Source organism: Delftia sp. ZNC0008, assembly GCF_000799035.1.
GTDB lineage: Bacteria > Pseudomonadota > Gammaproteobacteria > Burkholderiales > Burkholderiaceae_C > Comamonas > Comamonas tsuruhatensis.
The window spans coordinates 1-11,746 of the sequence record NZ_JTKZ01000245.1 but is presented as its reverse complement, the minus strand read 5'-3'; the positions used below and the strand labels follow the sequence as shown (position 1 = coordinate 11,746).

Sequence of the window (11,746 nt, the reverse complement as noted above, 5' to 3'; positions counted from 1 at the left end):
CTGGCCCTGGTCCTGGCCCTGGCTCGGGTGCTGGTGCTGGTGCTGGTGCTGGTGCTGGTGCTGGTGCTGGTGCCGCAAGAATTAACGTACATACAAAAAAGCCTTGACCCGGGAATTATCGTATGTACAATAATTCCCATGGACATCGAATTCGACCCCGCCAAGAACCAGGCCAACATCGACAAGCACGGCGTTTCGCTGGAGATGGCGGGTCACATCGAATGGAGCAATGTCCTGTGCATGCCAGATTCGCGCCGTGACTACGGCGAAGTCCGCGAAATCGGCTTCGCCGTCATCGGGCAACGGCTGTACGTTGTGGTGTTCGTGCAGCGCGGGCAGACCATGCGAATCGTCAGTCTCCGCAAGGCAAACTCCAGAGAGGTCAAGGCTTATGACGCAATCTAAGAAAGTGGGGCTGATCCAGCCCACGGCAGCCGAAGATGCCGCCATTGCCCGGGGCATCGAACAAGACCCGGACACCCTGGAAATCACGGGCGACATGCTCGCCGAAATGCAACCGCTGGCCCGGCGTGGGCGCCCCCCGCTGGAGCAGCCAAAAATGCCCATGACCATGCGCGTGGACGCCGATGTGCTGGAGGCCATCAAGGCCACGGGCACAGGCTGGCAATCGCGTGTCAACAGCTTGCTGCGCGACGCCGTGAAAAAGGGCAAGCTGGCCGCCTGATTACCTACAGGGCATTTAGCCCGCCCGGCGCCTCCCGGCAATGAGGGGCAAGAGAGAACCACAATGACCGCAATTTCCTATATCTGGGTCGCAGAACAGACCGAGCCGGGCATGCATGGCGTGCAGTACGCCGCGACCAACACTGCCGCCGCCCCTCGCGCCCTTGAGGCCGTCCCCGTGGCGGGCGCCCAGGGCCTGGTGCATCAGGAAAGCATGTATGGCGACTGGCAGCTGCTGGGCACCGCCAAGGGCTCCAGCTACAGCAACGATTACGGCCACTTCATCGAGCTGCAGACACCAGAGATGGAAGGTGCGCCCATCGAGGTGGCCGAGGTTGTCCGTTTGGGTTGGTACAGCCGGGCATGAGCCAGCGGGCAAAGCTGGCGGTAGACGTCGCAGGCCCGTGGCGCCTCTACCAGTGGGTGGAGCTGCCGGGCTGGCAAATGCTGGGCACCGTGCAGCGCGGCCATGAAATTGGCGCGCTGGCGCGCAACCTTCACACCAGCCAGTTGGTCATGCTCAGGGCCGGCGCGGCCAGCGCCTTGGACCAGCGCAAGGTGCTGGCCGCCTTGCAGGCTGCGCAAGCCGATTGACCCACAAAAAAAGCCCGCCTGCAGCGGGCTTTTTCATGGGCAGCTGGCGACCATCTGGCGCTGGGCGCTGCCTCGCGGCAGGAGTGATTCAGCCCGGCGCGCACTTACCCGTAGCGGCCCAATACATCAGCGGGTCGGTGCGATCATCCAGCACCTGTGCGCCATCCCGATACAGAACCTCAGCAAGGAATGCGCCGCTTGCTTCCGAAGGCGAGCCAACGTATTTATTGAGGCCACACGCCAGTCCTTTGGCCTTGCCGACAAGCTCCAGCGTCATCAGCACGTCGCCCGGCATCGTGCCAGGCATCACGGCTGGTTTTGCTTCCTGGGCACCTACGTGAACAATCTCCAGGCCATGCGAAAGCAGTAGCTTTCGCAGGGTGCCGCCTCGATGCACGGGCAAGGCATCCAAAGCAGCCTCGGGGCTGCCACCTGTGCTTTCAGAGATCCGGGCAGCTTCGGCCGCGAATCGGTCTTCGCGCGCCTGACGCTCTTTCTTGGCCTGTGCATCCCGGTCAATCGACTCGCAACGGAATGCCTCATGGTCCCGCACATCGGGCATCGGGCCACGCTCATTGAGAGGCACGCCGGAAAGCGGCGGGCATTCGCTCCTACCTGCCGTTGTCGGCGCATCGTCGCTGCAAGCGGTCAGCCCAAGGCATACCGTGAAAACCAGGGAACCCACCAAAGCCTTCCACTTCTGAAAGGTGTCACCTGTGCCGACCTTGCGACCAGTGCGTTGTACCACCTTCAAAACCGCCTCCCGTTCCAGCCATAGACAACACGTCCGCATATCTGCACTTGGTAAGTGCCATTGAGCACGTCCACCGTTCGCACTTTAGGGTTGTCGCTGCTCACCTCAAGCTGGCCATCCATGCGCCGCGTAACCCGTTTGATGAACAGTTGCTGATTGGCGCTGAGAACATAGACACCATCCACATCCGGCACGGTGTAGTCGGTGTCAACAAGAGCGAAATCGCCGGAATTCAGGGTATCCGCCATCGAATCGCCGTATGCGTGCACAAGACGGAGAGCCTCTGGGCGAGAGCGTGGGAGGTTTAGCGCCACCCAGTGGCGGGATACGGGCACGTTGCCAAGGATCACGTCATCGGTGTGGAGATCATTGCCTGGTCCCATGCTGCCAACTGCAGCAATCAGCGGGATAAGAACAGCGTCAGAGTCATCGGAGGGAACAGGCGCCGGGCCGGACAGCTTGTTGCGCTTGCCAGTGATGATGTACCCGATATCAAAGCCAGCATCGGCCGCGCTCTGGAGTACTGCCGCGTTCGGATAGTTGATGCCCTTCTCCCACTGACCGACGGTGTTGCGACCAACACCAGCGAGGGCCGCAAACTCTTCTTGACGCATGCCAATTCGTGCACGCTCTTCCTTCAGACGATGTGAAATGTCATTTTTTTCTTGCATAGCTTTTCAATGCACGAAAAAACGTGCACAATCAAAACAACCATTAACAAATCTAGTCATGACCTCGCCAACACAACACGGCCAGAACCTTCCTGGGGTTGCGCTGCATGTCGCTCTTGAACTTCTTCCGGGCGACGGTCCCGCTTTCCGGCTATGCCTATCCCCCACCGGCAAGGGCATGGCATGGAGCAGCAGACTGCAGCCCCTGGTGTTCTCAGTAGCGGACGCCATTCGCCTCGCACCACGCCTCGAACTCGAAGTCCAGAAGATCGAGTTCCCCGCTGTCTGCCAAGGAATGAAGGCCCCTCACTTCGTCCATCAGCACGGCAAAGTCTCCAGCCGTCTCTGGATCATCGGGGTCAGCTGTGGAAGTCACGTTGACTACGCGGAACTGCTGGCCGCTTGCCGTGGCGAGCACTTGCCCAATTTCTGGTTTCTTCATTCGACCCTCAACCACCGAAAGCAGGCAGACAGCGACCACCACGACGAGAACCGCACAACTGCCAGACCCAACCTCTTAACAAACGCTATGGATCGTACATGAACCCCGCAGCCCAACCCATCAGCACCAAGGCCGAAAAGGCCGATGTCATCAGCTACACGCGCCTGCCAAAAGCGCAGGTCGAAGAGGGCAAGCGATTTGCCGAGCAGGAATGTCGTTCCTTTGCCAGCTTTCAGCGGCTGATGTACTTGCGCGGTCTGGAGGCCTACAAGGCCGATCTGGCGCGCGTTGCAGCAAGTTCTTGAATCCATGTCCTGCATGTTGCCCACCAAGCCGAACAAGCACACGCAATTCGTGTTGTGCGGCATTGCGCGGCGCGGCGCGGCCTTCCCATCCTGACCAGAGCACCAAAAAATGAACATCAACCGCATATCGCACGGCACAGGCACCATCGAGCGCGTGCTGCGCCACGCCCTGAGCCAGCAAGGCAGCGAAGTGCAGGAGGCGGCAGGCTGGGATAGCCCGGCCGTCAGCCGCTTCCTGTCCGGCCAGCAGGGCGTGCCCATTGGCAAGATCGATGCCGTGGTCAGCGCAGCTGGCTACGTGCTGGTCAGCCGCAAGTATCTGGACGCCATCGGCACGCTGGGCGAGGTCGGCATGTACTGCCACTGCGCCAGGGCTGGCGGCGGCGAATGCGGGCGCATCCGCGGCGAATGAACAGGGGGCGCAGCATGCAAGCGGCAGCGATCAATCAGGGCGCCATGCTCGCGGCGCAGGCCCAAGAGGGCCGAAAGAGCGGGCGCAAGGTGCGCAGCGAGGGCACGCGCATGGCCTGCCCCCATTGCAGCGCGCAATGCACGATCCGAACCAGTTGGCTCATGTCACGCCTGATGCGCGAGCTGACCTACGCGTGCACCAACCCCGAATGCGGCCACACCTTCGTCGCAATGACCGAGATAGTGCGCACGCTGAGCCCTAGCGCCACGCCAGACCCAAGCGTGCAACTGCCCCTGTCCAGCCATGTGCGCCGCGATGTGATGCGCGTTGTGCTGGACAACGCCGACGAGTCCGAGCATCAGCCCCGCTACACCCTGCCCACCACGGGCGATCTGTTCGCCGGGCCGCCGCTAGAGCCCGATTGACGCCATAGGCGCATAGCGCCGCACCTCTTCCTCCCCCTGCTGACAGAGCCCGATTTCCGGGAGCTGCGGCCCTTCTCACGCCTGAATTCTGAAAGAACGCCATGAGCAGCTATGCAATCACCCACGTAGATGCCCAATTTGTGCGCCGCCGCCTGGTGCTTGGCGCTGCTACTCGCGCCGACGCCGAGGCCGCCGTGCTGCGCCTGTACGGACTGCCCTGGTTCCTGACCGCTGTGCGCTTGAACGGGGGTGCCCGATGAATCTGGCAGACCTGTCCGCGCCCGAGTTCCAGCGCCTTGTGGCACTGCACAGCCAGCCGCCCGCGATGGCGCCGGCCCTGCGCCGCCTGCCGCCGCCGCCCGTGGCGCCCGAGTTCGCGGGACTGAGCCCGGACGAATGCCGTGCCCGCCTGCGCATGCTCAAGGACGACGCCGTGCGCCGTGCCAGCAATGGCCGCTGGAGCGATGCCGAGGCGCGCGAGTGGACCAGCCTGCACATCAGCACGCGCATGACTGTTGTGCTGCTGGCGGGCATCGAGGGCGAAATGGAAGAGCTGGCCCGCCGCGAATGGCGCGAGCTGCCACCGCCCGAGCGCGCCGCGATCAAGGCGCAGATTCGCTATCTGGCTGATGAGATGGCCGGGCTGCGCTCGCTCACCCTGCGGAACTAGCCATGTCCGCGCTGCTCAACGCCAAGCCCACCGGCCGCCGCCTGCGCACTGCGTCGCAGCAGGAATGGGAGCGCCACAAGCCCCGCCCGCACATGGTGCAAGCCGCCATGCAGGCGCTGGAGAAGGCATTGCCGCCGCAGTGGCTGCAGCCCATCCGCGCCATGGGCCTGGGCAAGCTGGGCGCGGGCGATCTGCCCGAGTGGGCGGCGTGCTTCGACGCGCTGGTGGCCATTGACGACTTTGCAGCGCGCCACGGCAATGCGGCCGAGTGGAATCTGAGCGACTACGAGATATGCGCCATGGCAAAGCGCCTGGCCGAAGAGGTGGCCGAGCTGGATTCGGGCGCCCAGGCCCAGGCCATGGACCTGCCGGCGCGCGTGGACCTGGTGCGGCTGATGCTGCGCATGATGGGCGTGCAGGAGTCCGCGCCGCTGGTGGGTGAGCCCGCCATTCGGCGTGCCATGGATTCGGCCTGGTGGCGGCGCCTGCTGCGCAAGCATGTGACGCGCACGGTGGAGGCCGGCGCCGTCAAGCTGGGCGTGGTCAACCGCTTTGCGGGCGGCTATGCCAGCAATGCCACAGTGCGCCGCCGCACGGCGCAGGTGGAGCGCAACGCCAAGGCGCTGGAGCGCTCGCTGTTCAAAAACGAGGCCGGGCAGGTCTTCACCCTGGCCGAGCTGGCGGCCCTGTCCCCGTCCAACCCGGTGATTCGCGGCGGCGAGCTGATGACGCGCATCCGTGGCGCCGAGGAATATGCAGACGCCCGCAATCATGTGGGCCTGTTCCTGACGCTGACCGCGCCCAGCCGCTTCCATGCCGTGACGCTGGGCAGCGGCGGCCGGCCCCGCCCCAATCCCCGCTATGACGGCGTGAGCACCCCGCGCGATGCGCAGCTGTGGCTGCGCAACAAATGGCAGCGCGTGCGCTCGCAGCTGGACCGCGACGGCGTGCGGATGTACGGCATCCGCGTGGCCGAGCCCCACCACGACGCCACGCCCCACTGGCACGCCCTGGTCTGGGCCGAGCATGAGGCCGCAGCCCAGCGCATTGAGCAGGTCATCCGCGACAAGTGGCTGGCCGACGATGGCGACGAGCGCGGCGCGGCCAAGAATCGAATCAACGTCAAGCGCATGACCACGGGCGGCGCGGCCGGCTATGTGGCCAAGTACATCGCCAAGAGCGTGGGCCATGCGGCCCTGGCTGACCACCTCGATGTGGTGCAAGGCCAGCTGTGGGACGTGGAGCAGGGCGATATGCCCGGCCATCGCCGCGTAGACGCCTGGGCCGCGTGCTGGGGCATTCGCCAGTTCCAAGCCATTGGCATGCCCAGCGTGTGCGTGTGGCGCGAGCTGCGCCGCGTGGGCAAAGACCAGATTGAAACCATGCGCCTGGATGGCGACCGCGCCACCTGGAAGGCCTGGGGCGCTTGCCACAAGCACAGCGACGACATAAAGGCCGACTGGCGCCGCTACATGGAAGCCATGGGCGGCCACTGCGTGGGCCGTGGCCGCTGGCACCTGAGCATTGCCCGCCGCCCCGTGCCGGCCGGCGCCGTGAATCAGTACGGCGAAGAGATTGCCCCAGGCCAGGGCCGCGTGGTGGGCCTGGAAACCCGCGCCGGCCGCTGGCTGGTGTCGCGCCGCATTTCATGGCGCAGCGTGGCCAAGGAAACCGAGACTTTCGACCCCGCAACGTGCACGGATGCCGATAGCGGCAAAGCGCTTGCGATGGGCGCTGACCGCGCGCCGCTGGCGCGCCCTTGGACTGGTTTCAATAACTGTACGGCCCGCCTGCGCGGCGAGACGCTGCGAGCCCTTTTCGGGCGCGGCCGGCACGAGGCGGAGGACTGGAGCAGTCCCAGCAGCCCCGATTCGGTGCTCTACCGGCCCGCCACCGCCACCCCTTCCCCCGTTTTTTCCCGCTGATCCCGCAAAGGAGGCCAACCCATGCCCGAAATCACCCTCGCCGCCCGCCGCACCGAGCCCCGCGTGCACTGCTGGGCCCGCGCCATCAATGGCGACTACGTGCACAGCGAGCACATGGCGCCTGACCACCTGGCCAAGGTGTTCGCCGCCGAGCGCGAGCGCTTGGCCGCCGTAAAGCCCCGCCGCCAGCGCAAGCCACGCGCCGTGGCCACCGAAAACAACCCCGCCCAGCTGCGCCTGGTCGGCTGACGCCACAACCACCACCACAAAGGACCACCACCATGAGCCTGCACACCATCACCACCGCGCACAGCTACCGCGCAATCCTCATCCCCGCAGATATCCACCCTGATGAGGTGGAGCAGCTGGCAGACGACAACCTGCTGCCCGTGCTGCAGCTCAAGGCCGCCAGCGCATCGCATGCAACCGTCAGCGCAGGCGCAGCCAGCGGCCTGCCCGTTCTGCGCGTCGAACGCCTGGAGGCCTGAGCATGGCTGAGCGACGTTACCTATCTGAAATGACTGCGGCCCAGGCCGCAGCAAGCATCGAGACAGCACTCGACAAGGTGTCCAAAGACCTGGACCAGATATCGGTTCGTGAATGGGATTCGCAACCCGTGCGCGACATGCGCAACCGCGAGCAGGAGCTGCATTCAGCGCTCGTTGTGTTGCGCGATCTGGAAAGCAACCAGGGCGCATTCACGTTGAACGCGCGCGCTCAAGAAGCGCCTGCAGCCCCTGCCGCACCTGCGGCGGAAACCAAGGGAGCATGACCATGCAAACCACCACCCCCGTGGAAATCCGCCACTTCCATCTGTTTTGCGGCCTGGGCGGCGGCGCGCGTGGCTTCAACCGCGCCAGCCCCCGTGTGGGCAACCTGCAGGCGAAATTCCGCTGCCTGGGCGGCATCGACGTGGACCCGGCCAGCATCCGGGACTTCGGCCGCCTGGCCGGCGTGCCCGGCACCGTGTTGGACCTGTTCGACCGCGAGCAATACCGCACCTTCCACGGCGCCGAACCGCCAGCGGATTGGCGCGAAGCCACAGCCGCGGATATCCAGCGCGCAGCTGGCGGCGAACGCCCGAACATCGTGTTTCTGTCCGCTCCCTGCAAGGGATTCAGTGGCCTGCTGTCCGAGGGCAAGAGCAAAACCGACAAGTACCAAGCCCTCAACCGCCTGACGCTGCGCGGCGTGTGGCTGATGCTGGAGGCCTGGCGCGATGACCCGCCAGAGCTTGTGATTTTCGAGAACGTGCCGCGCATCGCCACGCGCGGCCGGCACCTGCTGGACCAGATCGTGGCCTTGCTGCGCGCCTACGGCTATGCCGTGGCCGAGACGACGCACGACTGCGGCGAAATTGGCGGCTTGGCGCAGAGCCGTCGCCGCTTCCTGCTGGTGGCCCGCCACGCAGAAAAAGTGCCATCGTTCCTGTACCAGCCCCGCAGCAAGCCGCTGCGCGCCGTGGGCGACGTGCTGGGCCGCATGCTCCTGCCCGGCGACCTGCGCGCCGGCCCCATGCACCGCGTGCCCAGCCTGCAGTGGAAAACGTGGGTGCGCCTGGCCTTTGTGCAGGCCGGCAGCGACTGGCGCAGCCTCAACCGGCTGGCCATCGAGGACGGCACGCTGCGGGACTATCTGATCGTGCCCGAGATGCACGCCGGCATGCTGGGCGTGCAGGACTGGACGCGGCACAGCTCCACCGTGACCGGCAAGGGCCGGCCGAGCTGCGGCAATTTCGCCGTTGCAGATCCACGATTCGAGCAGTCGGCCCTGTGGTCCGATGGCCAGGCCTACGGCGTGCGTCGCTGGGATGCCAGCATGGGCACCGTGGCCGGCCAGCAAGGCCCTGGCCAGGGCGCGTACAGCGTGGCCGACCCGCGCCACCACGGCCCCGCCAAGCACTCAAACGAATACCGCGTGGTGCGCTGGGACCGTGCCGCCATGGCCGTGACCAGTGCCCACGGCACCGGCCAGGCCGTGGCAGATCCGCGCCGCGATGGCCCGTGCTTTGGCAAGTACGCCGTGACGCCCTACGGCACGCACGCCGGCACCGTCATCAGCGGCAGCACCACCGGCCAGGGCGCGTTTGCCGTGGCCGACCCGCGCAGTGGCATGGACGCCGAGCGCACCGCGTACACCACGGGCGGCCACTACGGCGTGGTGCCGTGGGACAGCCAGGCCGGCGCCGTCAGCGGCGCGGCATGCCACGACAACGGCCGCTGGAGCGTGGCAGATCCGCGCATGCCGGCAGCTGCTGACAAGCTCGTATGCCGCATCGTCTCCGAGGACGGCACATGGCACCGCCCTTTCACCACCTTGGAGCTGGCGCACCTGCAGAGCCTGGTCGAACCCGACGAGCTGCTGGAACTGGACGGCACCAGCGACCAGGCCAAGCGCGAGCGCATCGGCAATGCCGTGCCCAGCGAGGCCGGCGAAGCCATCGCCCACGTCATGGGCGAAACGCTGCTGCTCGCGTTGAGCGGCGAAACGTTCATCCTCTCAGCGCAGCCGGTATGGGTGCGGCCGATTGCCCTGGGACTGGCCATGGGGACCACGGCATGAAAAAGCACATCAAGCGCAAGCACTACAACCCACACGGTGCGCCCATCTGGCGTGGCCACGCCATGCGCGCCATGGCCCGCGAGCTGCGCGAAAAGTCAGTGGCCATGCTGGTGGCCAACCACGGCAGCAAACAGCGGGAGCTGTTGGCCTACCTGGCCAAGCTGGTGGGCATCGGCGCCGAAGTGTCGGCCCGCCTGCCAGCTGAAAAGCGCAACGCCCACGGCCTGCACCACTCCCTTGCCATCGTGGTGCAGATGGCCTGCGACGGCGACCGCTGGGACTCGGCATGGGCCGCGCAGCTCGCAACGGCTGCTGACCTGTCCGCCGATTTGCTGGTCGAAAACGGCGATATCGCAGCCCAAGTGTTCGACGGCGCGCACCAGCTGGCAGCGTGCATCCTGGCCGGCACCATCCGGGCCGATGCCATCGAGCCGGCGCCACCAGAAGTAAGCCCATGAGTGCGAACAAGCCCCAAAAAAACCAGTCCCAAAAACCACCCAAAGGAACCAACGAAATGAACCCGCATCTGAGCACCGCACCCCGCATGGACACTCAAGGAATTGCCGAATACCTCGGCCTGAGCCGCGAGCACGTCACCGCGCGCCTGACAAAGCGCCCGGATTTTCCCAAGCCCTTCATCAACGCCAGCCGCCGCATTCGTTATTGGCGAGTGGCTGACGTGAAAGCATGGGCAGAGGGGCGCCATTGAGCGTTGCATGGGCCTACCAGCGCCCTTGTGGCTTGCGCCGCTGCCAGCCGGGCGGCAGCTCCAAGGCTTCGCGCCCAGAGCCCGGCACATCATTGGCACGCAGCACCAACTGAACATCCAGCAGCCGCAAAATTTCCGCCAGCTGGCCAACGCTGACAGCCAGCGGATCGCGCTCTATCACCGCCACGCGGGCCTGGGAGATTCCAAGCAGGTGAGCCAGTCGGGCCTGGCTCATGCCGGCCGCCTTGCGCAATGACTTGAGTTGTGGGGCCAATTGGTGCGGCAACTGCAACAAGTAGTCCATGGCGTGCTCCAAAATCACCCATAGGTGATAAAAGCAAAAAATAACCGATGGGTTATCAAATGGCCTAAAGCCGTGCGGCGATGTCCTCGGCCGATTCCCGGTAGTAGGTATTGAACAGCTCATTGATATCCACATGGCCGCTGATGCGGGCCAGCGTCATCACGTCCACGCGCTTGCTTAGCCATGTCAGGGCCGTGGCGCGCAGGTCATGGAAGCGCAGGCCCTCAACCATCACCCGATCGCGCAGCTTGCGGTAGAGCGTGTCGCGGCTCGCATCGCTGATGGTCCAATAGGCGTCACGCCCAGCAGCCTCGGCTGAAGCCTCCAGCACGCGCAGCAAACGCACGGCGCGGCTTGTCAGTGGCACGCGCCGCGCGCCCACGATGGCCTCCGTCTTGTGGTGCGGCAGCTCGTAGACCTTGCGCCGGAGATCCACGTTGCTGCGTGACATGCGCAGGATTTCGCCGCTTCGCATGCCGGTATGCAGGGCCACCAGCATGGCCCACGCAGCCTGCTGCATGGGGGCCACGGGAGCCACGCGCGGGGAAACCATTGCAGATCGCAGCATCAGTCGGATTTCAGACCACTGCCCCGTGCGCCGCCGGGCGTGGGCCTTCCCGGGGAGCTTGATTTCTGGCCACGGGCTTTTGCCCGCCCATTTCCACTGCTTGATAGCCAGCGACCAGATAGGCCGGAACTGCTGTGCTTCACGCAGCACGCTGGATCCGGACACCTGTTTCAGCCTGGCATCACGCCAGCGCGCCAAATCGTCGCCCGTGACCTCATGAAAGACTTTGGACGCCAGCTCGGGGAATTCGCGCAGCCAAGCATCGAAACGCAGGTTGTCGGCCCGCGCCGTCAATGGCGGCTTCTTGTCCGTGACCTCGCACCGATATCGCTCTACGGCCTCGGCCAGGGTGCGCCGGGGAAACTCGCCCCGTGCGCCGGCCAAAATCGCAGCCTCTTCGGCAACAGCCCATGCCTGAGCCTCGGCCTTTGTCGGCCGCACTGCTGTGCGCCGCACGCCCATTCGCTCAACCTCTGCGCGCCACCCCGTTTTGAGTTTTCGGAAATACGCCACCCACGCCCCCATGACCCGCGCCAGGTCATGCGGGATCGCATGCGGGAACTGTGCGGGATTGGAATGTGATTTTGCGCCAGATCCTGCCAGCTTCGGCCGGCACGCGCGGAGGCGTCGAACCAAGAAAAAAGCCCGTTTTCATAGGAGAAAACGGGCTTGAGGGGGTTTCGGTGGATTACACCGGGTTTTTATTGTGGTGCGCGGGGGG

Annotated in this window: 21 protein-coding genes; 16 read left to right on the top strand and 5 right to left on the bottom strand. The window is 65.2% G+C overall.

What is annotated here, in order from left to right:
- The first annotated feature begins 138 nt into the window (after nt 1–138).
- From L995_RS08140 to L995_RS08125, 4 genes are all read left to right on the top strand, one after another.
- Nucleotides 139–405 carry a BrnT family toxin gene (locus L995_RS08140; RefSeq protein ID WP_047470858.1) on the top strand — a complete coding sequence of 89 codons (267 nt, stop codon included), beginning with the start codon at nt 139–141 and terminating at the stop codon, nt 403–405.
- Nucleotides 392–685 carry a BrnA antitoxin family protein gene (locus L995_RS08135; protein ID WP_047470848.1) on the top strand — a complete coding sequence of 98 codons (294 nt, stop codon included), beginning with the start codon at nt 392–394 and terminating at the stop codon, nt 683–685. The genes L995_RS08140 and L995_RS08135 overlap by 14 nt, the downstream gene beginning before the upstream one ends.
- Before the next feature lie 63 nt (nt 686–748).
- Nucleotides 749–1,051, top strand: a complete 303-nt coding sequence (locus L995_RS08130; RefSeq protein WP_047470846.1) for a hypothetical protein — start codon at nt 749–751, stop codon at nt 1,049–1,051.
- Entirely contained in the window at nt 1,048–1,278 is a 231-nt protein-coding gene (locus L995_RS08125; protein ID WP_047470844.1) for a hypothetical protein, read from the top strand. The genes L995_RS08130 and L995_RS08125 overlap by 4 nt, the downstream gene beginning before the upstream one ends.
- A gap of 88 nt (nt 1,279–1,366) precedes the next feature.
- Here the strand turns inward: L995_RS08125 and L995_RS08120 are convergent, their stop codons facing one another.
- From L995_RS08120 to L995_RS08110, 3 genes are all read right to left on the bottom strand, one after another.
- Nucleotides 1,367–2,032, bottom strand: coding sequence for a hypothetical protein (locus L995_RS08120; protein ID WP_151019146.1), 666 nt, complete (start codon nt 2,030–2,032; stop codon nt 1,367–1,369).
- The gene (locus L995_RS08115; RefSeq protein ID WP_047470839.1) at nt 2,029–2,703 is read right to left on the bottom strand and encodes an XRE family transcriptional regulator; all 675 of its coding nucleotides are present in this window, start codon (nt 2,701–2,703) and stop codon (nt 2,029–2,031) included. The genes L995_RS08120 and L995_RS08115 overlap by 4 nt, the downstream gene beginning before the upstream one ends.
- A gap of 214 nt (nt 2,704–2,917) precedes the next feature.
- Nucleotides 2,918–3,145 carry a hypothetical protein gene (locus L995_RS08110; RefSeq protein WP_047470837.1) on the bottom strand — a complete coding sequence of 76 codons (228 nt, stop codon included), beginning with the start codon at nt 3,143–3,145 and terminating at the stop codon, nt 2,918–2,920.
- A gap of 98 nt (nt 3,146–3,243) precedes the next feature.
- Between L995_RS08110 and L995_RS08105 the strand changes: the two genes are divergently transcribed.
- The 12 genes from L995_RS08105 (at nt 3,244) to L995_RS31900 (ending at nt 10,153) form a co-directional block, all read left to right on the top strand.
- Entirely contained in the window at nt 3,244–3,450 is a 207-nt protein-coding gene (locus L995_RS08105) for a hypothetical protein (RefSeq protein ID WP_047470836.1), read from the top strand.
- Between the two features lie 109 nt (nt 3,451–3,559).
- A complete protein-coding gene (locus tag L995_RS08100) occupies nt 3,560–3,862 on the top strand; it encodes a hypothetical protein (protein ID WP_046986207.1) in 303 nt (100 codons plus the stop codon).
- Between the two features lie 14 nt (nt 3,863–3,876).
- Nucleotides 3,877–4,287 (top strand): ogr/Delta-like zinc finger family protein, encoded by a 411-nt coding sequence (locus L995_RS08095; protein ID WP_052195772.1) that lies wholly within the window; start codon nt 3,877–3,879, stop codon nt 4,285–4,287.
- Nucleotides 4,288–4,388: 101 nt separating this feature from the next.
- The gene (locus L995_RS33740; RefSeq protein WP_191625463.1) at nt 4,389–4,547 is read left to right on the top strand and encodes a hypothetical protein; all 159 of its coding nucleotides are present in this window, start codon (nt 4,389–4,391) and stop codon (nt 4,545–4,547) included.
- Nucleotides 4,544–4,957, top strand: a complete 414-nt coding sequence (locus L995_RS08090; protein ID WP_052195771.1) for a hypothetical protein — start codon at nt 4,544–4,546, stop codon at nt 4,955–4,957. The genes L995_RS33740 and L995_RS08090 overlap by 4 nt, the downstream gene beginning before the upstream one ends.
- A gap of 2 nt (nt 4,958–4,959) precedes the next feature.
- Nucleotides 4,960–6,882 carry a replication endonuclease gene (locus L995_RS08085; RefSeq protein ID WP_047470833.1) on the top strand — a complete coding sequence of 641 codons (1,923 nt, stop codon included), beginning with the start codon at nt 4,960–4,962 and terminating at the stop codon, nt 6,880–6,882.
- Nucleotides 6,883–6,903: 21 nt separating this feature from the next.
- Entirely contained in the window at nt 6,904–7,131 is a 228-nt protein-coding gene (locus tag L995_RS08080) for a hypothetical protein (RefSeq protein ID WP_046985592.1), read from the top strand.
- Between the two features lie 32 nt (nt 7,132–7,163).
- Entirely contained in the window at nt 7,164–7,370 is a 207-nt protein-coding gene (locus L995_RS08075) for a hypothetical protein (RefSeq protein WP_047470831.1), read from the top strand.
- 2 nt (nt 7,371–7,372) lie between these two features.
- Nucleotides 7,373–7,654 carry a hypothetical protein gene (locus tag L995_RS08070; protein WP_156136013.1) on the top strand — a complete coding sequence of 94 codons (282 nt, stop codon included), beginning with the start codon at nt 7,373–7,375 and terminating at the stop codon, nt 7,652–7,654.
- Nucleotides 7,651–9,444, top strand: a complete 1,794-nt coding sequence (locus tag L995_RS08065; RefSeq protein ID WP_047470827.1) for a DNA cytosine methyltransferase — start codon at nt 7,651–7,653, stop codon at nt 9,442–9,444. The genes L995_RS08070 and L995_RS08065 overlap by 4 nt, the downstream gene beginning before the upstream one ends.
- Complete coding sequence (locus L995_RS08060) at nt 9,441–9,902, top strand: hypothetical protein (protein WP_047470823.1); 462 nt, start codon at nt 9,441–9,443, stop codon at nt 9,900–9,902. The genes L995_RS08065 and L995_RS08060 overlap by 4 nt, the downstream gene beginning before the upstream one ends.
- Nucleotides 9,899–10,153 carry a helix-turn-helix transcriptional regulator gene (locus tag L995_RS31900; protein WP_231574384.1) on the top strand — a complete coding sequence of 85 codons (255 nt, stop codon included), beginning with the start codon at nt 9,899–9,901 and terminating at the stop codon, nt 10,151–10,153. The genes L995_RS08060 and L995_RS31900 overlap by 4 nt, the downstream gene beginning before the upstream one ends.
- 13 nt (nt 10,154–10,166) lie before the next feature.
- Here L995_RS31900 and L995_RS08055 read toward each other — a convergent pair whose 3' ends face one another.
- Together L995_RS08055 and L995_RS08050 are read right to left on the bottom strand one after the other, a co-directional pair.
- Nucleotides 10,167–10,457 (bottom strand): helix-turn-helix domain-containing protein, encoded by a 291-nt coding sequence (locus tag L995_RS08055; protein ID WP_016454070.1) that lies wholly within the window; start codon nt 10,455–10,457, stop codon nt 10,167–10,169.
- Between the two features lie 64 nt (nt 10,458–10,521).
- Nucleotides 10,522–11,487 (bottom strand): tyrosine-type recombinase/integrase, encoded by a 966-nt coding sequence (locus L995_RS08050; RefSeq protein WP_231574383.1) that lies wholly within the window; start codon nt 11,485–11,487, stop codon nt 10,522–10,524.
- Nucleotides 11,488–11,746 lie beyond the last annotated feature (259 nt).